The organism is Paenibacillus sp. QJM3NY_38 (assembly GCF_056173265.1).
Genome location: NZ_CM149665.1, coordinates 6,555,966 through 6,577,659, shown reverse-complemented (window position 1 = coordinate 6,577,659; position 21,694 = coordinate 6,555,966). Strand labels below are relative to the sequence as shown.

The following is a 21,694-nucleotide window of genomic DNA, read 5'->3' as shown; positions in this document are numbered from 1 at the left end:
GTATGTTCCATTATAGTGTTACAAACAGAGGTTCGCAATGAAATTTTTAAAGTGAGTAGACATGAGGGGTGAGTTTAAGTTGGCAGGACATCTTGTTCAATATGGTCGACGCACTCGGCGAAGTTATGCTCGTATTAACGAGGTACTCGAAGTTCCGAACCTGATTGAAATCCAACAAAAATCTTATGAATGGTTTTTGGAGGAAGGACTCCGCGAAATGTTCCAGGACATCTCGCCGATTCAGGATTTCACAGGTAATTTGGTACTAGAGTTCATTGACTACAGCCTTGGAGAACCGAAATACACCGTCGATGACGCGAAAGAACGCGACGTTACTTATGCGGCGCCGCTCCGCGTGAAAGTCCGGCTCATTAACAAGGAGACCGGAGAGGTCAAGGAGCAGGAAGTGTTCATGGGAGACTTCCCGTTAATGACGGAAACCGGAACATTCATTATCAATGGTGCCGAACGGGTTATTGTCAGCCAGTTGGTTCGCTCTCCCAGCGTCTATTTCAGCACAAAAGTGGATAAAAACGGTAAGACAACGTACACTGCAACAGTTATCCCTAACCGCGGCGCTTGGCTTGAACTGGAGATGGACGCGAAGGACATTATCTATGTCCGGATCGACCGTACCCGTAAAATCCCTGTAACGGTACTTTTACGTGCACTTGGTTTTGGTACAGATGCCGAGATTCTGGATCTTCTGGGCAATGATGAATATATTCAAAATACGCTGGATAAAGACAACACCGACTCTACGGAAAAAGCGCTCATCGAAATCTATGAACGTCTTCGTCCGGGCGAGCCGCCAACACTGGAGAATGCGAAGAGCCTTCTCGTTGCCCGTTTCTTCGATCCGAAGCGTTATGATTTGGCTAACGTTGGTCGCTACAAGATCAACAAGAAGCTTCATATTAAGAACCGTCTCTTCAATCAGCGTTTGGCAGAAAGTTTGATAGACATCGATACGGGTGAGATCATTGCAGAAGCTGGTCAAACCGTAGACCGCCGTCTTTTGGACGAGATCATGCCTTACCTTGAGAAGAGCGTAGGCTTCAAGAATTATCATGTTACCGGCGGTGTGATGGACAGCGAGGATATCCCGCTGCAAACGATCGATGTATTCTCGCCGATCGAGGATGCCAAAGTCGTGAAGGTCATCGCGAACGCAAACATCGATAAATCGGTGAAGCACATTACACAGGCAGATATCATTTCTTCCATCAGCTACTTCATCAACCTGCTGCATGGGATTGGCAACACGGATGATATTGACCACCTGGGTAACCGTCGTCTGCGTTCTGTAGGCGAATTGCTTCAAAATCAGTTCCGTATCGGTTTGTCCCGTATGGAACGTGTCGTTCGTGAAAGAATGTCGATTCAGGATGCAAACGTGATTACGCCGCAGGCGCTTATCAACATACGTCCGGTTATCGCATCGATTAAAGAGTTCTTCGGCAGCTCCCAGCTGTCCCAGTTCATGGATCAGACCAACCCGCTTGCGGAACTGACGCATAAACGTCGTCTGTCTGCTCTCGGACCCGGTGGTTTGACTCGTGAGCGTGCGGGCTTTGAAGTGCGGGACGTTCACCACAGTCACTATGGCCGTATGTGTCCGATCGAGACGCCGGAGGGACCGAACATCGGTCTGATCAACTCCTTGTCGACGTTTGCGCGCATCAACGAATATGGCTTCATTGAAGCTCCGTATCGTTGGGTGGATCCGAAGACCGGTAAAGTAACGGACCAAATCGATTACCTGACTGCAGACGAAGAGGATAACTACATCGTTGCCCAGGCGAACGCCGAACTCAACGAAGATGGTACCTTCGCTGACGAAATGGTAATCGTCCGGTATAACAAGCAGTCCGATAACATCCTTCCTATGCCGAGCGACCGTGTAGACTACATGGACGTATCGCCTAAGCAGGTCGTGTCGGTAGCGACGGCGCTCATTCCGTTCCTTGAGAACGATGACTCCAACCGCGCGCTGATGGGATCCAACATGCAGCGGCAGGCTGTTCCGCTTCTTATTCCTAAAGCTCCGCTCGTCGGAACCGGAATGGAACACAAGTCTGCGAAAGACTCCGGTGTATGTATTGTATCCAAACATGACGGGATTATTGAACGTTCATCCGCTAATGAAATCTGGGTCCGCCGTGTGGAAAATGTCGACGGACAAGAAGTCAAAGGCGATCTTATTAAACATAAATTACACAAATTTATGCGTTCGAACCAAGGAACATGCATCAATCAGCGTCCAATCGTTAAACGCGGCGATGTCATCAAAAAAGGTGACATTCTCGCAGACGGTCCATCCACGGAGATGGGTGAATTGGCACTGGGCCGCAACGTCGTTGTTGCGTTCATGACTTGGGAAGGTTACAACTACGAGGATGCGATTCTTCTCTCCGAGAAACTGGTCAAAGAGGATGTGTACACTTCGATTCATATCGAGGAGTACGAATCCGAAGCTCGTGACACGAAGCTCGGACCGGAAGAAATTACGCGTGATATTCCTAACGTAGGTGAAGAAGCGCTGAAGAACCTTGACGAGCGCGGAATTATCCGCATCGGTGCCGAAATCAGCGCCGGAGATATTCTCGTAGGTAAGGTAACGCCTAAGGGTGTAACCGAGCTGACGGCAGAAGAGCGTCTCCTGCATGCGATTTTCGGTGAGAAGGCTCGCGAAGTGCGCGATACCTCGCTGCGCGTTCCTCACGGTAGTGACGGAATCATCGTAGACGTGAAGGTGTTTACACGTGAGAACGGCGACGAGTTGCCGCCGGGCGTTAACCAACTGGTTCGCGTATACATCGCACAGAAACGTAAAATCTCCGAAGGTGACAAAATGGCCGGACGTCACGGTAACAAAGGTGTCGTTGCCCGTATTTTGCCTGAAGAAGATATGCCGTTCCTGCCAGATGGCACGCCGGTCCAAGTTGTGTTGAACCCTCTAGGGGTTCCATCACGGATGAACATCGGTCAGGTGCTCGAGGTTCACTTGGGTATGGCTGCGCTCCAGCTTGGCATTCACGTAGCTTCGCCGGTATTTGATGGTGCAAGCGAGTATGACGTGTTTGATACGATGGAAGAAGCAGGCATGCAACGCAATGGTAAGACCGTATTGTACGACGGACGGACGGGTGAACGATTTGAACGTGAGGTTACCGTCGGCGTCATGCACATGATCAAGCTCGCGCACATGGTTGATGATAAAATTCACGCCCGTTCTACGGGACCCTACTCTCTCGTTACGCAGCAGCCGCTGGGTGGTAAAGCTCAGTTCGGTGGACAGCGCTTCGGTGAGATGGAAGTGTGGGCACTTGAAGCTTACGGTGCTGCTTATACGCTGCAAGAAATTCTTACCGTCAAGTCGGATGACGTGGTCGGCCGGGTGAAAACCTACGAATCCATCGTCAAAGGCGAGAATGTTCCGGAACCGGGTGTTCCTGAATCGTTCAAGGTATTGATTAAAGAGCTTCAGTCTCTCGGTATGGATGTCAAAATCCTGAGCGAGAATGAAGAGGAAATCGAGATGAAAGAACTCGATGACGAAGACGATGCTCAAGGTGATAAACTGAGCCTTAACTTGGAAGGCACTGAAGTCGGAGTGGAATAACGGTCAATCATTCACCCCCGTCGGCTTATAAGTCGGCGGTGGTGTTATGGTCGTATAGCACATAAATAGGACTAGGTTGAGGAGGGTTGCTCCTTGTTGGACGTTAACAATTTTGAGTACATGAAAATCGGTCTTGCTTCACCGGAAAAAATTCGCTCTTGGTCTCGCGGAGAGGTGAAGAAGCCGGAAACGATTAACTACCGTACATTGAAGCCGGAGAAAGAAGGCTTGTTCTGTGAACGGATTTTTGGTCCGCAGAAGGACTGGGAATGTCATTGCGGTAAGTATAAGCGTGTCCGTTATAAAGGAGTAGTCTGCGATCGCTGTGGCGTTGAAGTAACACGCGCTAAAGTCCGTCGTGAACGGATGGGCCATATCGAGCTTGCGGCTCCTGTATCGCATATTTGGTATTTCAAAGGCATTCCAAGCCGTATGGGTCTGGCTCTGGATATGTCCCCACGATCTCTGGAGGAGATCATTTACTTCGCATCTTATGTTGTAACCGATCCGGGAGATACACCGCTGGAGAAGAAGCAACTGTTGTCCGAGAAGGAATATCGCAGCTACCGTGAGAAGTACGGTTACGGATTCCAAGCAGGCATGGGTGCTGAAGCGGTTAAGAAACTTCTTCAAGACATCGACATTGACAAAGAGCTTGAGTTCCTTAAGGAAGAATTGCGCACTGCACAGGGTCAGCGCCGCAACCGGGCCATCAAACGCCTGGAAGTAATTGAGGCGTTCCGTAACTCCGGCAACAATCCGGAGTGGATGATCATGGATGTGCTGCCGGTCATTCCGCCGGAGCTTCGCCCGATGGTTCAACTTGATGGTGGACGCTTTGCGACCTCTGACTTGAATGATCTGTACCGTCGTGTTATTAACCGGAACAACCGTCTGAAAAGACTGCTGGATCTCGGCGCGCCGGATATTATCGTACAAAACGAGAAGCGCATGCTGCAGGAAGCTGTCGATGCACTGATCGATAACGGCCGCCGCGGTCGTCCGGTCACAGGTCCTGGTAACCGTCCGCTTAAGTCCCTCAGCCACATGCTGAAAGGTAAACAAGGACGTTTCCGTCAGAACTTGCTCGGTAAACGGGTTGACTATTCCGGTCGTTCCGTTATCGTTGTAGGTCCTTACCTGAAAATGTATCAATGCGGTCTGCCTAAGAAAATGGCGCTTGAGCTCTTCAAGCCGTTTGTTATGAAAGAACTGGTCAATAAAGGCCTTGCACATAATATCAAAAGTGCGAAGCGCAAAGTAGAACGTGTAAGTCCAGAAGTATGGGATGTGCTCGAAGAGGTTATTAAAGAGCATCCGGTTCTTCTGAACCGTGCACCGACGCTTCACAGACTCGGTATTCAAGCATTTGAACCGATTCTGGTTGAGGGCCATGCGATCCGTCTTCACCCGCTCGTATGTACAGCGTATAACGCTGACTTTGACGGTGACCAAATGGCGGTTCACGTTCCTTTGTCTGCTGAAGCTCAAGCTGAAGCACGTCTTTTGATGCTGGCATCGGGTAACATTTTGAACCCGAAAGACGGTAAGCCGGTTGTTACGCCTTCTCAGGATATGGTACTGGGTTCCTTCTATCTGACCATGGATAACAAGGAAGAAAAAGGTACCGGCATGATTCTGGGCAGCGTGAACGAAGCGGTTTCCGCTTATCAGCGTGAAGCAGCTGGTCTGCATGCACGCGTAGCGATTCCGGTGAAAGCTCTTGGCAAAACCAGCTTCACGGAAAAACAGCAGGATGCGATTTTGATTACGACGATTGGCCGGATTATCTTTAACGAGATTTTCCCTGCCAGCTTCCCGTACATCAATGAAGCGACTCGTACGAACCTGCTGCAAGGCACGCCTGAGAAGTATTTCGTATACGAGAAGGGTGCAGATATTCAAAAAGTGATTCAGGAACTGCCAATCAGCGGTGCTGTTGGTAAGGAATATCTGGGTTCCATCATTGCACGCTGCTTCGAAACGTACCATACAACGGAGACCTCTGTGATTTTGGATAAAATCAAGCAGCTCGGTTTCACCTATTCCACACGTGCAGGCGTAACGGTTGCGGTATCCGACGTTATCGTACCTGACGAGAAAAATGAAATTCTGAAAGAGTCCGACGAGAAGGTTAAAGTGGTAACGAACCAATATCGCCGCGGCTTGATTACGAATGAAGAACGTTATGATCGTGTTATCGATATCTGGTCTAAGACCAAGGATGATATCACGGATGTACTCATGAAATCGATGGACCGCTTTAACTCCATCATGCTCATGGTAGATTCCAAAGCACGGGGTAACAAATCGCAGATCACTCAGCTTGGCGGTATGCGGGGTCTGATGGCCAACCCGTCGGGTCGTATCATCGAACTCCCAATCAAATCGAACTTCCGTGAAGGACTGACGGTACTCGAGTACTTCCTGTCCACGCACGGTGCGCGTAAAGGTCTTGCCGATACGGCGCTTCGTACCGCTGACTCCGGTTACTTGACTCGTCGACTTGTTGACGTAGCCCAGGATGTTATCGTTCGCGAAGATGAGTGCAGCACGGATAAAGGCTTTACCGTTAGCCGTATTCAGGACGGTAAAGAAGTTATCGAGGATCTCTACGACCGTATTGAGGGACGTTATGCATTTGAAACTGTCCGTCATCCGGAAACGAAAGAGATTATCGTGAACCGTAACGAATTGATTGACTCCGACAAAGCTGAGGAAATCGTAGCAGCTGGCGTTGAGAAGCTTCAAATTCGTTCCATCTTGAGCTGCCGTGCACGTTATGGCGTCTGCAAAAAATGTTACGGCCGTAACCTGGCTACTGGTAAGCATGTTGAGATTGGTGAAGCGGTTGGTATTATCGCAGCTCAATCCATCGGCGAACCGGGAACACAGCTCACGATGCGTACGTTCCACACGGGCGGCGTTGCCGGCGATGATATTACACAAGGTCTTCCGCGTATCCAGGAGCTCTTTGAAGCCCGTAATCCTAAAGGTCAAGCGACCATTAGTGAGATCGACGGCGTGGTTAAAGAGATCCGCGAAACGAAGGACCGTCGTGAAATCGAAGTACAAGGTGAAGCTGAGACTAAGGTTTACGCTGTTACCTATGGCTCCCGTCTGCGCGTAAGTGAAGGCAAGCAAATTGAAGCCGGGGATGAACTGACCGATGGTTCCATTGATCCGAAGGAAATGCTTCGTATCAAAGGTATCCGCGGCGTGCAGAACTACATCCTTCAGGAAGTTCAACGCGTATACCGTAACCAAGGCGTGGAAATTAACGATAAACACGTTGAAGTTATGATCAGACAGATGCTGCGTAAATTCCGTATCGTTGATGCGGGAGATACGAACCTGCTGCCAGGCTCCTTCGTGGATATGCATGAATACGAGACAGCGAATAAAGACGCTATTCTCTCCGGAAAAGAACCAGCGGTTGCTAAACCGGTTCTCCTCGGGATTACAAAAGCATCTCTCGAAACGGATTCGTTCTTGTCAGCAGCCTCCTTCCAGGAGACGACTCGCGTGTTGACTGACGCTGCCATTAAAGGCAAAGTCGATCAGCTGCTTGGTCTGAAAGAGAATGTTATCATTGGTAAACTGATCCCTGCAGGTACCGGTATGAACCGTTATCGCAGCGTGAAGTTCGAGGGACAAAACGATGTGAATGACGAAAGTCAGGAACTCGAAACAGCTTCTATAGATTAAGAAACAGTCAGGTGATGAGGAGATTTCCGTATCTTAAGATGCGGAAGACCTCCTCGTCCCAAAGTTTCTTTTTTCCTGATTTAATAGCTTGACATCGATTAGGGCAGATGCTAATATAGCAAAGGTGCGTGAATAGTTTCTTTGTTCCCTGTTCTTTTGGAGGAATGACTTGTGTCTAATGATAAAGGATTACAGGATGCACACATCAAGATTGGCACCAAACAAACGATGAAGGCCGTTGAATCCGGTTTGGCTACAGAGGTATATGTGGCTGAAGATTGCGACCAACGTTTGATTTCAAAAGTCGTATCCGAGTGTGATAAGAATGGCGTGCATATCAATTATGTACCCACGATGATAGAGCTTGGAGAAGCATGCGGTATTGAAGTTGGTGCAGCTATGGTAGCAGTCTTGAAATCATGATTTGAGAAATCGTTTTTGTTGGAGAAGACGTTACTTCTCTCGGCAAAAACTTTTCATTTGTTCTTTTATGAACCGCCTGGGTCTGTGGACTTAAACGGGGTTTGTAATCGAATGATAAATACGGGAAGGGGGTGGCTAGCATGCCAACAATTAACCAACTGGTTCGCAAGGGCCGTCAAGCTAAAGTTTACAAATCGAAATCTCCAGCTCTTCAAAAAGGTTTTAACGCTTTGAAACGTGAGGAGACCGACTTGAGCGCTCCGCAAAAACGCGGTGTATGCACTCGTGTAGGCACAATGACGCCGAAAAAACCGAACTCCGCACTTCGTAAATATGCTCGTGTTCGCTTGACGAACCGCATTGAGGTGACGGCTTACATTCCGGGTATCGGACATAACTTGCAAGAGCACAGTGTTGTATTGGTTCGCGGTGGACGGGTAAAAGACCTTCCGGGTGTACGTTACCATATCGTTCGCGGCGCACTTGATACCGCTGGTGTAAACAACCGGATGCAAGCTCGTTCCAAATACGGCACGAAGCGTCCTAAAGCAAAAAGCTAATTGATGCTCATGTTTTCGTAACATGACTCATGACTGAAGAAAGGGGGATATCCATGCCACGCAAAGGTCCAGTAACTAAAAGAGACGTGCTGCCAGATCCAGTGTATAACAGCAAGCTGGTGACTCGTCTGATCAACCGCATCATGTTGGATGGTAAAAGAGGTGTTGCTCAAAGCATCCTTTACAATTCGTTCAACATCATCAAGGAACGTACTGGTAATGATCCGATGGAAGTGTTTGAAGCAGCTATCAAGAACATCATGCCAGTATTGGAAGTTAAAGCTCGTCGTGTCGGCGGTGCTAACTACCAGGTTCCGATCGAAGTTAAACCAGAGAGACGTACATCCCTTGGATTACGTTGGCTCGTAAACTACTCCCGCAACCGCGGCGAGAAAACCATGGAAGAGCGTTTGGCGGCTGAGATCATCGATGCTTCCAACAACACAGGCGCTTCCGTTAAGAAACGCGAAGATACACACAAAATGGCTGAAGCGAACAAAGCGTTTGCTCACTACCGTTGGTAGGATTCAGCAACTAATTAATACTTCTAATTTTGAAGGGAGACTATTCGCATGGCGACAAGAGAGTTCTCCTTGAAAAATACACGTAATATCGGGATCATGGCGCATATTGACGCTGGTAAAACGACCACTACAGAGCGGATTTTGTTCTATACAGGCCGTACGCACAAAATCGGGGAAGTTCACGAGGGTGCAGCTACAATGGACTGGATGGAGCAGGAGCAGGAGCGCGGTATCACGATTACATCCGCTGCGACTACCGCTTCTTGGAAGGGTCATCGCGTTAATATTATCGACACCCCGGGGCACGTTGACTTCACAGTAGAAGTTGAACGTTCCCTTCGTGTATTGGATGGGGCAGTAGGTGTATTCAGTGCGAAAGAGGGCGTTGAACCTCAGTCGGAGACTGTTTGGAGACAAGCAGACCGTTATGGAGTTCCGCGGATCGCATACGTAAACAAAATGGATATTATCGGTGCCGACTACTTGAACGTAGTTAAAGATATGAGAGAGCGTCTGCAAGCGAATGCGGTAGCGATTCAGCTTCCAATCGGTGCAGAGAATGATTTCATTGGCATCATCGATATTATCGAGGAAAAAGCTTTTATGTATAAGGATGACCTCGGTCAAAATATCGAAGAAACCGAAATTCCAGCAGAATTCAAGGATCAAGTGGAAGAGCTTCGCAACGAGCTTGTTGAGAAGGTAGCAGAACTTGATGAAGACTTGACAATGAAATATCTTGAAGGTGAAGAAATCACCATTGCTGAGTTGAAAGCTGCTCTGCGTAAAGGTGTTGTCGAAGTTAAGATCTTCCCGGTTATCTGTGGTTCTTCTTACCGTAACAAAGGCGTTCAGCTGATGCTTGATGCCGTAATCGATTATTTGCCGGCTCCAACTGACGTTCCAGACATCAAGGGTACCCTTGAAGATGGAACTGAAGCTATCCGTCATTCCTCCGATGAAGAGCCGTTCTCGGCTTTGGCATTCAAAATCGCTACGGACCCTTATGTTGGTAAGCTGACTTTCTTCCGCGTATACTCCGGTGTACTGCAATCCGGCTCTTACGTACTGAATGCAACTAAAGGTAAGCGCGAGCGCATCGGTCGTATCCTTCAAATGCATGCGAACAGCCGTCAAGAAATTTCCGAAGTATTCGCCGGAGATATCGCAGCTGCCGTAGGTTTGAAAGATACGGGTACAGGTGATACACTATGTGATGAGAAAAATCCGGTTATCCTGGAGTCCATGAACTTCCCTGATCCGGTTATCGAAATCGCAGTAGAACCTAAGACAAAAGCTGACCAAGATAAAATGGGTGTGGCTCTCGGTAAGTTGACGGAAGAGGATCCAACTCTTCGTGCACATACTGATGAAGAAACAGGCCAAACGATCCTGGCAGGTATGGGTGAGCTTCACTTGGACATCATCATCGACCGTATGCGTCGTGAGTTCAAGGTAGAAACTAACGTGGGTAAACCACAAGTAGCTTACCGCGAAACATTCCGTGCTCCAGCTCGCGTTGAAGGTAAATTCGTTCGTCAGTCCGGTGGTCGTGGACAATACGGTCACGTATGGGTTGAGTTCGAACCTCTGGAACCAGGTAGCGGTAACCAATTCGAGAGCAAAGTTGTCGGTGGTTCGGTACCAAGAGAATATATTGGTCCAGCTCAACAAGGTATTGAAGAGCAAATGAAGAACGGTGTACTCGCCGGCTTCCCGCTTGTTGACGTTAAAGCAACAATCGTCGACGGTTCTTACCATGATGTTGACTCCAATGAAATGGCGTTTAAAATCGCCGGTTCCATGGCTCTGAAAGCAGCTAAAGACAAGTGTAAGCCTGTCCTGCTTGAGCCAATCATGAAAGTTGAAGTTACCGTGCCTGAGGAATACATGGGCGACGTAATGGGTATGCTGAACTCCCGCCGTGGACGTATCGAAGGTATGGACTCCCGTGGTGGTACTCAAATTATCCGTGCGAAAGTACCTCTTTCCGAAATGTTCGGTTACTCCACTACCCTTCGCTCCGGTACACAAGGACGCGGTGTGTTCTCCATGGAACTCTCCCACTACGAAGAAGTTCCTAAGAATATCTCCGATGAAATTGTGTCTAAGATCAAAGGCGGAGAGTAATAACGTTTTACCTGCTGGATAGGAGGCGGGATCAACATCCCGTTAACTCCGCTTCCGGCCTAACATATATATCCCCTTAAGGAGGAATTGTTCAAATGGCAAAGGCTAAATACGAACGTACGAAACCCCATGTTAACATCGGTACTATCGGTCACGTTGACCATGGTAAAACAACTTTGACTGCTGCAATCACAACTGTATTGTCCAAAACTTACGGTGGTGCTGCTGTAGCATTCGACCAAATCGACAAAGCTCCAGAAGAGCGCGAGCGCGGTATCACAATCTCCACTGCTCACGTTGAATACGAAACTGATACTCGTCACTATGCACACGTTGACTGCCCAGGTCACGCTGACTATGTTAAAAACATGATCACTGGTGCTGCTCAAATGGACGGAGCTATCCTGGTTGTATCCGCAGCTGACGGCCCAATGCCGCAAACTCGCGAGCACATCCTGTTGTCCCGCCAAGTAGGCGTTCCTTACATCGTTGTATTCTTGAACAAATGCGACATGGTTGAAGACGAAGAGCTTCTGGAATTGGTTGAAATGGAAGTTCGCGACCTTCTGAGCGAGTATGACTTCCCAGGCGACGACACTCCGATCACTCGTGGTTCCGCTCGTGAAGCTCTGCAAAACCCAGATGGCGAATGGGCACAAAAAATCGTTGAAATGTTCAAAACAATCGACGAGTACATCCCATTGCCAGAGCGCGACACTGACAAGCCTTTCTTGATGCCTGTCGAGGACGTATTCTCCATCACTGGTCGTGGTACCGTTGCTACAGGTCGTGTAGAGCGTGGTACGATCAAAGTTGGTGACGAGATCGAAATCGTTGGTATCGCTGAAGAAACTAAGAAATCCGTTGTTACGGGCGTAGAAATGTTCCGTAAATTGCTGGATTCCGCTCAAGCTGGTGACAACATCGGCGCATTGCTTCGTGGTGTTGAACGTACTCAAATCGAGCGCGGTCAAGTACTTGCTAAGCCCGCTTCTGTTAAGCCACACACTGAGTTCACAGCTCAAGTATACGTACTGAGCAAAGAAGAAGGCGGACGTCATAAGCCTTTCTTCACTGGCTACCGTCCACAGTTCTACTTCCGTACAACGGACGTAACTGGTGTGATCAACTTGCCAGAAGGTTCCGAAATGGTTATGCCTGGTGATAACATCACTGTAACGGTTAACCTGATCAACCCAATCGCGATTGAAGAAGGAACTAAGTTCTCCATTCGTGAAGGCGGCCGTACCGTAGGTGCTGGTTCCGTTGCTAGCATCATTAAGTAATTAAGGCTTACGAACAGCCTTGAATATAGCAACAGTGTATTGTAACGAGTAACAATGTGTTGTCCTGATATAAGAGTCTGGTCCTTTGGATCAGGCTCTTTTCCTTTTTGAGGTCAGTCCGAGTAACCCGATTACAATATCCAAATGGATGTTAGCTACTTAGATTCGGAACAATCTATTATATAGAAGAGAGAACTCGGTACAATATGATATGCTGAAGCGACGGAATCTATTAACCAAGTCCTGCAACTTTCGGTTAATGATGCAAATGCATATTAATTATGAATTAGTGCTTGCAATACGCCTATCTTTTATATATAATAGTGAATGTTGTTCTGCGACGTTGCGATGATGCGAGAGGTTACCGACACACCCGGCCCCTTTGCCATGAGGCAGGTGGTTGGAAAATTTTCGCGGAGTATGTCCGATACCAAATTGGGCGATAGAAGGAGGGAATAAAATGGCAAAGCAAAAAATTCGTATTCGCTTGAAAGCATACGACCACAGAGTTCTTGATCAATCCGCTGAGAAAATTGTTGAGACAGCAAAACGTTCGGGTGCTGGTGTATCCGGTCCGATCCCGCTGCCAACTGAGAAACAAGTAATTACCATTCTCCGTGCGGTGCACAAGTATAAGGATTCTCGGGAACAGTTCGAAATGCGTACACATAAACGCTTGATCGACATCGTGAACCCGACTCCACAAACTGTGGATGCCTTGATGCGCTTGGACCTGCCGTCCGGTGTAGATATCGAAATCAAACTGTAAGCATTGCATAACGAATTAGAGAAGAGAAAAGAGGTGTCAACATGAAAGGTATCTTAGGTAGAAAGCTCGGAATGACTCAAGTGTTTACCCCTGAGGGTGTTGTAATTCCTGTAACGGTTATCGAAGCAGGTCCTTGTGTTGTTCTTCAAAAGAAAGATCTGGAAAACGACGGATACGAAGCGATTCAAGTCGGTTTCTCTGATAAGAAAGAGAACAGATCTAACAAACCAGAAGCAGGCCATGCGAAAAAAGCAAACACTGCGCCTAAGCGCTACGTTCGCGAAATTCGCGGTGTTGACCTCGCGAGTGTCGAGGTTGGACAAGAGCTGAAGGCTGATGTCTTCGCAGAAGGCGAATTTGTTGACGTAACGGGTATTTCCAAGGGTAAAGGTTTCCAAGGTGTAATCAAGCGTTGGGGCCAAAGCCGCGGACCAATGTCTCACGGTTCCCGTTATCACCGTAGACCAGGTTCCATGGGTTCGATCCAGGCAAACCGAGTTCCTAAAGGAAAACGCCTGCCAGGTCACATGGGCAATGAGACAGTTACGATTCAAAAGCTCGAAGTTGTTAAAGTCGATGCAGAGCGTAACGTAATCCTTGTAAAAGGCTCCATTCCTGGACCTAAAAAAGGTTTCGTTCAAATCAAAGAAACGGTGAAGAAATAATCGCCTAAAGAAAGGAGGAACAAACAATGCCTAAAGTAGCACTTTATAATGTCAGCGGTAGCCAAGTTGGCGAAGTAGAATTGAATGAAGCTGTATTCGGCATCGAGCCGAACGCACACGTACTGCACAGCGCAGTATTGCTGCAGCGCGCTTCCCTTCGTCGTGGTACCCACAAAGTAAAAGGACGTTCTGAAGTACGCGGCGGCGGACGTAAGCCTTGGAAACAAAAAGGTACCGGCCGTGCTCGTCAAGGTTCGATCCGTTCTCCACAATGGAAAGGCGGCGGCGTGGTATTTGGACCAACTCCGCGCAGCTACACATTTAAACTTCCTAAGAAAGTCCGTCGTTTGGCTATCAAATCCGCATTGTCTTCCAAAGTGATTGACAACGCGATTATCGTATTGGATCAATTGACGCTGAATGCGCCGAAAACAAAAGAGTTTGCTAACATTCTTAGCAACCTGAAAGTAGGCCGTAAAGCTCTGATCGTTGCTCCAAGCTATGATGATAATGTAGCCCTTTCCGCTCGTAATATTCCTGGTGTGAAATTCGTAGCGGCTGACGGCATTAATGTTCTTGACGTACTGTCGTACGATCAACTGATCATTACGAAGGAAGCAGTTCAGAAGGTAGAGGAGGTGCTCGCGTAATGAAAGACCCACGCGATATAATCAAGCGCCCGGTGATCACGGAACGTACGGCTGACTACATGGCAGAGCTGAAATATGCTTTTGAAGTGGATATCCGTGCTAACAAGACCGAGATCAAGCAAGCTGTCGAATCTATTTTTAAAGTTAAAGTATCGAACGTGAATACGATGCGTGTTCCTGCTAAACCAAAGCGTTATGGCCGTTATTCCGGTTACACAACCGAATGGAAAAAGGCAATCGTGACTTTGGCTCCAGACAGCAAACCGCTCGAGTTCTTTGAATCGGTTGAATAAGAATTTCTTAAGTAAGGAGGGAAAATTCAGTGCCTATTAAAAAGTATAAACCGACATCCCCGGCTCGACGCAACATGTCCGTGTCGACTTTCGAAGAAATCACCACGAATCAGCCGGAAAAATCGTTGCTGGCTCCGCTAAGCAAAACAGCTGGCCGTAACAACCAAGGTAAAATTACGGTTCGTCACCATGGCGGCGGACATAAGCGTAAATACCGTATCATCGACTTCAAACGGAATAAAGACGGCATTCCAGGTCGCGTTGCTACAATCGAATACGACCCGAACCGTACTTCCAACATCGCTCTGATTCACTATGTAGATGGTGAAAAGCGTTATATCATCGCTCCTAAAGGTCTGAAAGTTGGAGACCAAGTAGTATCTGGAGTGGGTGCAGACATCAAGATCGGTAACGCACTTCCACTGGAAAACATTCCGGTAGGTACCGTTATCCATAACATCGAGTTGAAACCAGGTAAAGGCGGACAATTGGTTCGTGCTGCTGGTACAGAAGCTCAGCTTCTCGGTAAAGAAGATAAGTACGTAACTGTTCGTCTTTCTTCCGGTGAAGTTCGTCGCATCCTGAAAGTTTGCCGTGCAACTATCGGTTCTGTGGGTAACCAAGACCATGAGTTGATCAAAATCGGTAAAGCTGGTCGTAGCCGCTGGCTTGGACAACGTCCTGAAGTACGTGGTGTCGTCATGAACCCTAACGATCACCCTCACGGTGGTGGTGAAGGCCGCGCTCCAATCGGACGTAAATCGCCTATGTCTCCATGGGGTAAACCAACCCTTGGTTACAAAACACGTAAAAAAGGTAAAGCTTCTGACAAATATATCGTTCGCCGCCGCACGAAGTAATGCGCGATTGTGCATAACTTCGTGACAGGCTCGAAGGTAACGAGACAATTTGGTGAAGGGAGGATTTCAATATGAGCCGTAGTTTGAAAAAAGGACCTTTTATTGACGGATATCTGCTCAAAAAAGTGGAGGACATGAACGCCGCAAGCAAAAAGGCTGTGATCAAAACCTGGTCCCGCCGCTCCACTATTTTCCCGCAATTTATCGGTCACACGTTCGGAGTATACGATGGCCGTAAACATGTACCTGTATATGTAACAGAGGACATGGTAGGACACAAGTTGGGTGAGTTCGCTCCAACTCGTACTTACAAAGGTCATGAAGATGATAAGAAAACAAGAAGATAATTAATGAAGCTCTTTGTTTGAGAGGAGGTTAAACATATGGAAGCAAAAGCACATGCTAGATCGATTCGTATTGCTCCTCGTAAAGCTCAACTCGTTGTTGACTTGATCCGCGGTAAGCAAGTCGGCGAAGCGATCGCTATTCTTCGTCACACTCCGAAAGCTGCATCTCCGGTTGTTGAGAAGCTTTTGAACTCGGCTATCGCTAACGCTGAGCATAACTACTCTTTGGATGTAACTAAATTGGTTGTGACGCAAGCTTATGTCAACCAGGGACCGACTATGAAACGTTTCCGCCCGCGTGCGATGGGACGTGCAAGCCGGATCAATAAACGCACCAGCCACATTACTTTGGTGGTAGCTGAAAAATAAGGAGGGAAAACGTGTGGGCCAAAAGGTAAATCCAGTAGGACTCCGTATCGGTATTATCCGTGATTGGGAATCCAAATGGTATGCAGGCAAAGACTTCGGTGATCTTTTGCTGGAAGACGTGAAAATCCGTGAATACCTGAAAAATAAATTGAAAGACTCCGCTGTATCCCGTATCGAAATCGAGAGAGCGGCTAATCGTGTGAACGTGACGATCCACACTGCGAAGCCAGGTATGGTTATCGGTAAAGGTGGTTCCGAAGTAGAAGTACTGCGCGGACAAGTGACTAAAATTGCCGGCGGTAAAAAAGTTCACATCAACATTTCTGAAATCAAAAACCCTGAACTGGACGCTATTCTTGTTGCTGAAAGCATTGCACAACAGCTGGAACGTCGTGTATCTTTCCGTCGTGCACTGAAACAAGCGATTCAAAGAACTATGCGCTCTGGAGCTAAAGGGATTAAAACATCGGTCAGCGGACGTCTTGGCGGAGCCGAGATTGCTCGTACGGAAGGCTACAGTGAAGGAACTGTTCCACTTCATACGCTTCGTGCAGACATCGACTATGGTACAGCAGAAGCGCATACGACTTACGGCCGTATCGGCGTGAAAGTATGGATCTATCGTGGAGAGGTTCTTCCTACGGCTAAGAAACAAGCTGCTCAGGAAGGAGGCAACTAATCATGTTGGTACCAAAACGTGTAAAACACCGCAAACAACAGCGCGGCCATATGAGAGGTCAAGCTAAAGGCGGTACTGAACTGAACTTCGGCGAATTCGGTCTGCAAGCTACAGAACCAGGCTGGATCACGAACCGTCAGATCGAGGCTGCTCGTATCGCGATGACTCGTTACATTCGTCGTGGCGGTAAAGTATGGATTAAGATTTTCCCAGATAAGCCGATTACTCAAAAGCCTCTCGAAGTGCGGATGGGTAGCGGTAAAGGTAACGTTGAGAAATGGGTTGCCGTTGTAAAACCAGGCAAGATCATGTTTGAACTTGGAGGCGTGTCCGAGGAAATCGCCCGCGAAGCGATGCGTCTCGCCGCTCACAAGCTGCCTGTTAAAACGAAGTTTGTGAAACGAGAAGAAGTGGGTGGTGAAGCAAATGAAAGCTAATGAACTGCGCAACTTAACCACTGCAGAAATCGAGCAAAAAATCGCCGGATTTAAAGAGGAACTCTTTAACCTCCGTTTTCAATTGGCCACAGGCCAGCTTGACAACCCGACTCGGATCCGTGACGTTCGCAAAGAAATAGCTCGTGCTAAAACCGTTATCCGTGAAAGAGAACTTGGGATTAGTTAATGAAACAGAAACTCGCTGTTCTGTATTCAGGAAGGAGGCTAACAAATGAGCGAAGAACGCAATGCTCGTAAAGTGCAAATTGGTAAAGTTGTCAGCGATAAAATGGATAAAACCATTGTTGTAGCTGTTGAAACTTATAAGAAGCATGACTTGTATCACAAACGCATTAAATACACGAAAAAATTTAAAGCGCATGATGAGAACAATCAAGCTCAAATCGGAGATACCGTTAAAATCATGGAAACTCGTCCGCTCTCCAAAGACAAGCGCTGGAGATTGGTAGAAGTGGTTGAAAAAGCGGTTATCATCTAAGATATGATCAGTTTTTGATGGAAGGAGGAAATTTAAATGATTCAACCATTTACACGTTTAGCTGTTGCTGACAACTCCGGTGCGAAGGAACTGATGTGTATCCGCGTATTGGGTGGTACTGGTCGTCGTACAGCTCAAATCGGTGATTTGATCGTATGTTCCGTCAAACAAGCAACACCAGGCGGCGTTGTCAAAAAGGGTGATGTAGTAAGAGCGGTAGTCGTTCGTACGAAACGTTCTGTACGTCGTAAAGACGGATCTTACATCTCATTTGACGAGAATGCAGCTGTTGTTGTTAAAGACGACAGAAGCCCACGCGGAACTCGTATTTTCGGACCAGTTGCTCGCGAACTTCGCGAAAGAGACTACATGAAAATCGTTTCCTTGGCTCCGGAAGTAATCTAATAACACCCCAAAAAGTGACGTAACTTTTCGGGAACCCGATAAATAGTTGAACTGGCTAGTCATAGGAGGTGTAACGAATGCCTAAAGTGAAAAAAGTTCTGGAATCCCATAGCAACAAACTGCACGTGAAAAAAGATGATACAGTTATCGTCATCAGCGGTAAAGACAAAGGCAAAAAAGGCCGTGTCATCGCAGCGTACCCTCGTGAAAATCGTGTTTTGGTTGAAGGTGTGAACATGATTAAGAAGCACCAGAAGCCAAACCAAATGAACCCACAAGGCGGTATCATCGAGAAGGAAGCTCCGATCCATGTATCGAACGTTATGCACGTTGATCCGAAGAGCGGAAAAGTAACCCGTATCGGTTACAAAGTACTGGACAACGGTAAAAAAGTTCGCGTAGCAAAAAGATCCGGAGAAGTTATCGATAAATAAGACGGTTTAGAAAGGAGGTCCTTGAATCATGGCAGCAAGAATGAAAGAACGTTTTTTGAACGAAGTAACTCCTGCTCTGATGCAGAAGTTTAGCTATAAGACAGTAATGCAGGTACCAAAAATCGAGAAGGTTGTCATCAACATGGGTGTAGGTGACGCTGTAGCTAACTCGAAGGTGCTTGATTCCGCTGTGAACGACATGCAGCTGATTGCTGGTCAAAAACCGGTTATCACCCGTGCGAAGAAATCCATCGCGGGATTCAAACTGCGTGAGAACATGCCTATCGGTGTGAAGGTAACACTGCGCGGTGAGCGTATGTACTACTTCCTCGACAAGCTGTTCAACGTTACACTTCCACGTGTACGTGACTTTCAAGGCGTGTCCACCAAAGCATTTGACGGACGCGGTAACTATACGCTCGGTCTGAAAGAGCAACTCATTTTCCCTGAAATTGAGTATGACAAAGTGGATAAAGTTCGCGGTATGGATATCGTTATCGTAACGACTGCTAAAACCGACGAAGAATCCCGTGAACTGCTTGCTCAACTGGGCATGCCTTTCGCGAAATAAGACGGTTGTCCTTTTCTCCGAAACTATTTAGGAGGTGTCAGGCTAAGTGGCAAAAACTTCGATGAAAGTTAAACAACAACGTACACCGAAATACAAAGTACGGGCATATACCCGTTGTGAACGTTGTGGTCGCCCACATTCGGTACTGCAGAAGTTTAAAATTTGCAGAATTTGTTTCCGTGAATTAGCTTATAAAGGCCAGATTCCTGGCGTGAAAAAAGCAAGCTGGTAAGAAGTTTATAAACGGGAAGGAGGTTTATCCTACATGACTATGTCCGATCCAATTGCAGATATGCTAACTCGTATTCGTAACGCGAACACGGTTCGCCACGAAACAGTAGAAATGCCTGCTTCGACGATTAAAAAACAAATCGCTGACATTTTGAAGCGTGAAGGCTTCATCCGTGATGCAGAGTTTGTGGAAGACAATAAACAAGGGATCATTCGTGTATTCCTGAAATATGGTTCCAACAACGAGCGTGTAATCACAGGTCTGAAAAGAATCAGCAAACCAGGTCTTCGCGTTTACACGAAGAGCAACGAAGTACCTCGCGTACTTGGTGGTTTGGGTATTGCGATCATCTCCACGTCTAAGGGAGTTATGACCGACAAAGAAGCTCGTCAATCCAAAGCTGGCGGAGAAGTTCTCTGCTACGTATGGTAATCAACGTCACAAGATAGGAGGTGTAATGAATGTCCCGTATTGGTCGTAAACCAATTGCTATTCCAAACGGTGTGGAAGTCACACTGGATAACACTGTAATCACTGTTAAAGGACCTAAAGGTACCTTGACTCGTGAACTGCATAAAGACATGCAAATTACAGTAGAAAACAACGAGATCAATGTTGTTCGTCCTTCCGACAACAAAACACATCGCTCTCTTCACGGCACGACCCGCAGCGTTGTCTCGAATATGGTCAACGGTGTAACTGAAGGATTCTCGAAAAACCTTGAGTTGGTAGGTGTCGGATACCGTGCAAGCAAATCCGGAGATAAAATCGTTCTGAACGTGGGTTACTCCCACCCAGTTGAAATTACACCGGAGCCAGGTATCGAGTTCGACGTACCGGCAAACACAAAAATCACGGTTCGTGGTATCGATAAAGAGCGCGTAGGTGCATACGCTGCTAAGATTCGTTCCGTACGTGAGCCTGAGCCATACAAAGGTAAAGGTATTAAATACGAAGGTGAACGCATTATCCGTAAGGAAGGTAAAGCTGGTAAGAAGAAATAAGTTAGCTGACCGGGGATTCACCTGGTGGATAACTTACTTCTTCTCCCACACTTACCCGATGCGTCTAAAAGTGAAGCTTTTAAGGCAAAACTGAAGGGAGGAAATGGAAGCATGATCACGAAACAAGACAAGAACAAAGCTCGTCTGAAAAGACACCTGCGTGTCCGTAAGAAAATCCAAGGCACAGCAGAACGTCCACGTCTGAACGTGTTCCGTTCTTCGAAACACATCTATGCTCAATTGATCGACGACGTGGCTGGCGTGACTTTGGCATCAGCTTCTACGCTGGATAAAGAACTGGCTAACGACATCAAGAACGGCGGAAGCGTTGAATCCGCTCGTAAAGTCGGCGAACTCGTTGCAAAACGTGCTGCAGACAAAGGTTACAAAGTGATCGTATTCGATCGTGGTGGATACTTGTATCATGGACGTATTCAAGCACTTGCAGAGGCAGCTCGCGAGGCAGGCCTTGAATTCTAAGATATTTTCAAAAGGAGGTAAACGACTTGCGTGTAGATCCTAACACTTTAGAACTGACTGAAAGAGTAGTAAACATTAACCGCGTTGCTAAAGTTGTAAAAGGCGGACGTCGCTTTAGCTTTAGTGCACTGGTAGTTGTCGGTGATGGCAAAGGTTGGGTAGGAGCAGGTATCGGTAAAGCAGGCGAAGTACCGGATGCAATCCGCAAAGGTATTGAAGATGCTAAGAAAAACCTGATTCACATTCCACTTGTTGGAACAACTATTCCTCACCTCGTAACAGGTCACTTCGGAGCAGGCCGAGTATTGTTGAAGCCGGCATCTGAAGGTACTGGGGTTATCGCTGGCGGACCGGTTCGTGCAGTACTTGAACTGGCTGGCGTAGGCGACATTTTGACAAAATCTCTAGGTTCTTCGAACTCCATGAACATGGTCAATGCGACTTTGGAAGGGTTGTCCCGCCTGAAGCGTGTTGAAGATGTTGCCAAGCTTCGCGGCAAATCCGTCGAAGAGCTGTTGGGTTAAGGAGGGAATCTCATGGCTAAACTTGAAATCACCCTCGTACGCAGCGTGATTGGTCGTCCAGAGGATCAGCGTGCAACCGTGAAAACACTCGGACTTCGCAAAATCAACCATTCCGTGGTTCAAAGCGACAATGCTGCAATTCGCGGAATGATCAAGAAGGTAAATCACCTGGTTTCTGTTAAAGAAATCGAAGGTTAATCCCGGGCAGTTTATTCCCGGA

Annotated in this window: 27 protein-coding genes; all 27 read left to right on the top strand. The window is 47.5% G+C overall.

All coding sequences use genetic code 11. The features are described from left to right. Nucleotides 1-79: 79 nt before the first annotated feature. The 27 genes from rpoB to rpmD all read left to right on the top strand — a co-directional run bounded on the left by rpoB (nt 80) and on the right by rpmD (nt 21,672). A complete protein-coding gene (rpoB, locus tag AC0VZ8_RS30680; protein ID WP_071221023.1) occupies nt 80-3,625 on the top strand; it encodes a DNA-directed RNA polymerase subunit beta in 3,546 nt (1,181 codons plus the stop codon). A 93-nt stretch (nt 3,626-3,718) separates the two neighbouring features. Beyond that, complete coding sequence (gene rpoC, locus AC0VZ8_RS30675; RefSeq protein ID WP_071221022.1) at nt 3,719-7,333, top strand: DNA-directed RNA polymerase subunit beta'; 3,615 nt, start codon at nt 3,719-3,721, stop codon at nt 7,331-7,333. A 171-nt stretch (nt 7,334-7,504) separates the two neighbouring features. Beyond that, a complete protein-coding gene (locus AC0VZ8_RS30670; RefSeq protein WP_015737626.1) occupies nt 7,505-7,756 on the top strand; it encodes a ribosomal L7Ae/L30e/S12e/Gadd45 family protein in 252 nt (83 codons plus the stop codon). Nucleotides 7,757-7,896: 140 nt separating this feature from the next. Next, entirely contained in the window at nt 7,897-8,316 is a 420-nt protein-coding gene (rpsL, locus tag AC0VZ8_RS30665; protein WP_006212930.1) for a 30S ribosomal protein S12, read from the top strand. Between the two features lie 53 nt (nt 8,317-8,369). After that, the gene (gene rpsG, locus AC0VZ8_RS30660) at nt 8,370-8,840 is read left to right on the top strand and encodes a 30S ribosomal protein S7 (RefSeq protein ID WP_006212929.1); all 471 of its coding nucleotides are present in this window, start codon (nt 8,370-8,372) and stop codon (nt 8,838-8,840) included. A gap of 48 nt (nt 8,841-8,888) precedes the next feature. Next, nucleotides 8,889-10,970, top strand: a complete 2,082-nt coding sequence (gene fusA, locus AC0VZ8_RS30655; RefSeq protein WP_071221021.1) for an elongation factor G — start codon at nt 8,889-8,891, stop codon at nt 10,968-10,970. A 95-nt stretch (nt 10,971-11,065) separates the two neighbouring features. Beyond that, on the top strand, nt 11,066-12,256 hold the full coding sequence (gene tuf / locus AC0VZ8_RS30650; RefSeq protein ID WP_071221020.1) for an elongation factor Tu: 1,191 nt from the start codon (nt 11,066-11,068) through the stop codon (nt 12,254-12,256). A 460-nt stretch (nt 12,257-12,716) separates the two neighbouring features. Further along, nucleotides 12,717-13,025, top strand: a complete 309-nt coding sequence (rpsJ, locus tag AC0VZ8_RS30645; protein WP_009589214.1) for a 30S ribosomal protein S10 — start codon at nt 12,717-12,719, stop codon at nt 13,023-13,025. 41 nt (nt 13,026-13,066) lie between these two features. Then, nucleotides 13,067-13,690, top strand: a complete 624-nt coding sequence (gene rplC / locus AC0VZ8_RS30640; protein ID WP_009589211.1) for a 50S ribosomal protein L3 — start codon at nt 13,067-13,069, stop codon at nt 13,688-13,690. A 26-nt stretch (nt 13,691-13,716) separates the two neighbouring features. Beyond that, nucleotides 13,717-14,340 carry a 50S ribosomal protein L4 gene (gene rplD, locus AC0VZ8_RS30635; RefSeq protein ID WP_071221019.1) on the top strand — a complete coding sequence of 208 codons (624 nt, stop codon included), beginning with the start codon at nt 13,717-13,719 and terminating at the stop codon, nt 14,338-14,340. Further along, nucleotides 14,340-14,633: a 50S ribosomal protein L23 gene (gene rplW / locus AC0VZ8_RS30630; RefSeq protein WP_006212919.1), complete on the top strand. Its 294-nt coding sequence runs from the start codon at nt 14,340-14,342 to the stop codon at nt 14,631-14,633. Before rplD ends, rplW begins: the two co-directional genes overlap by 1 nt. 29 nt (nt 14,634-14,662) lie before the next feature. Then, complete coding sequence (rplB, locus tag AC0VZ8_RS30625; RefSeq protein ID WP_006212918.1) at nt 14,663-15,493, top strand: 50S ribosomal protein L2; 831 nt, start codon at nt 14,663-14,665, stop codon at nt 15,491-15,493. 71 nt (nt 15,494-15,564) lie between these two features. Continuing rightward, entirely contained in the window at nt 15,565-15,840 is a 276-nt protein-coding gene (gene rpsS, locus AC0VZ8_RS30620) for a 30S ribosomal protein S19 (protein WP_006212917.1), read from the top strand. Nucleotides 15,841-15,876: 36 nt separating this feature from the next. After that, complete coding sequence (gene rplV, locus AC0VZ8_RS30615) at nt 15,877-16,209, top strand: 50S ribosomal protein L22 (protein WP_015737624.1); 333 nt, start codon at nt 15,877-15,879, stop codon at nt 16,207-16,209. A 13-nt stretch (nt 16,210-16,222) separates the two neighbouring features. Then, on the top strand, nt 16,223-16,888 hold the full coding sequence (gene rpsC, locus AC0VZ8_RS30610; protein ID WP_006212915.1) for a 30S ribosomal protein S3: 666 nt from the start codon (nt 16,223-16,225) through the stop codon (nt 16,886-16,888). A gap of 2 nt (nt 16,889-16,890) precedes the next feature. Further along, complete coding sequence (rplP, locus tag AC0VZ8_RS30605) at nt 16,891-17,325, top strand: 50S ribosomal protein L16 (RefSeq protein ID WP_009589221.1); 435 nt, start codon at nt 16,891-16,893, stop codon at nt 17,323-17,325. Beyond that, the gene (rpmC, locus tag AC0VZ8_RS30600; protein WP_007132561.1) at nt 17,315-17,512 is read left to right on the top strand and encodes a 50S ribosomal protein L29; all 198 of its coding nucleotides are present in this window, start codon (nt 17,315-17,317) and stop codon (nt 17,510-17,512) included. Before rplP ends, rpmC begins: the two co-directional genes overlap by 11 nt. A 45-nt stretch (nt 17,513-17,557) precedes the next feature. After that, nucleotides 17,558-17,824, top strand: a complete 267-nt coding sequence (gene rpsQ / locus AC0VZ8_RS30595) for a 30S ribosomal protein S17 (RefSeq protein ID WP_009589223.1) — start codon at nt 17,558-17,560, stop codon at nt 17,822-17,824. Between the two features lie 36 nt (nt 17,825-17,860). Beyond that, the gene (rplN, locus tag AC0VZ8_RS30590) at nt 17,861-18,229 is read left to right on the top strand and encodes a 50S ribosomal protein L14 (protein WP_006212911.1); all 369 of its coding nucleotides are present in this window, start codon (nt 17,861-17,863) and stop codon (nt 18,227-18,229) included. Between the two features lie 77 nt (nt 18,230-18,306). Beyond that, nucleotides 18,307-18,663: a 50S ribosomal protein L24 gene (rplX, locus tag AC0VZ8_RS30585; RefSeq protein ID WP_006212910.1), complete on the top strand. Its 357-nt coding sequence runs from the start codon at nt 18,307-18,309 to the stop codon at nt 18,661-18,663. A gap of 28 nt (nt 18,664-18,691) precedes the next feature. Beyond that, entirely contained in the window at nt 18,692-19,234 is a 543-nt protein-coding gene (rplE, locus tag AC0VZ8_RS30580; protein ID WP_007132558.1) for a 50S ribosomal protein L5, read from the top strand. A 46-nt stretch (nt 19,235-19,280) separates the two neighbouring features. After that, nucleotides 19,281-19,466, top strand: coding sequence for a type Z 30S ribosomal protein S14 (locus AC0VZ8_RS30575; RefSeq protein ID WP_074961883.1), 186 nt, complete (start codon nt 19,281-19,283; stop codon nt 19,464-19,466). A gap of 33 nt (nt 19,467-19,499) precedes the next feature. Further along, the gene (gene rpsH, locus AC0VZ8_RS30570; RefSeq protein WP_006212908.1) at nt 19,500-19,898 is read left to right on the top strand and encodes a 30S ribosomal protein S8; all 399 of its coding nucleotides are present in this window, start codon (nt 19,500-19,502) and stop codon (nt 19,896-19,898) included. 29 nt (nt 19,899-19,927) lie between these two features. Continuing rightward, nucleotides 19,928-20,470, top strand: coding sequence for a 50S ribosomal protein L6 (gene rplF, locus AC0VZ8_RS30565; protein ID WP_071221018.1), 543 nt, complete (start codon nt 19,928-19,930; stop codon nt 20,468-20,470). A gap of 111 nt (nt 20,471-20,581) precedes the next feature. After that, nucleotides 20,582-20,950, top strand: coding sequence for a 50S ribosomal protein L18 (gene rplR, locus AC0VZ8_RS30560; protein WP_071221017.1), 369 nt, complete (start codon nt 20,582-20,584; stop codon nt 20,948-20,950). 26 nt (nt 20,951-20,976) lie between these two features. After that, the gene (gene rpsE / locus AC0VZ8_RS30555; RefSeq protein WP_009589212.1) at nt 20,977-21,474 is read left to right on the top strand and encodes a 30S ribosomal protein S5; all 498 of its coding nucleotides are present in this window, start codon (nt 20,977-20,979) and stop codon (nt 21,472-21,474) included. Nucleotides 21,475-21,486: 12 nt separating this feature from the next. After that, complete coding sequence (gene rpmD / locus AC0VZ8_RS30550; RefSeq protein WP_006212904.1) at nt 21,487-21,672, top strand: 50S ribosomal protein L30; 186 nt, start codon at nt 21,487-21,489, stop codon at nt 21,670-21,672. The last annotated feature ends 22 nt before the right edge of the window (nt 21,673-21,694 follow it).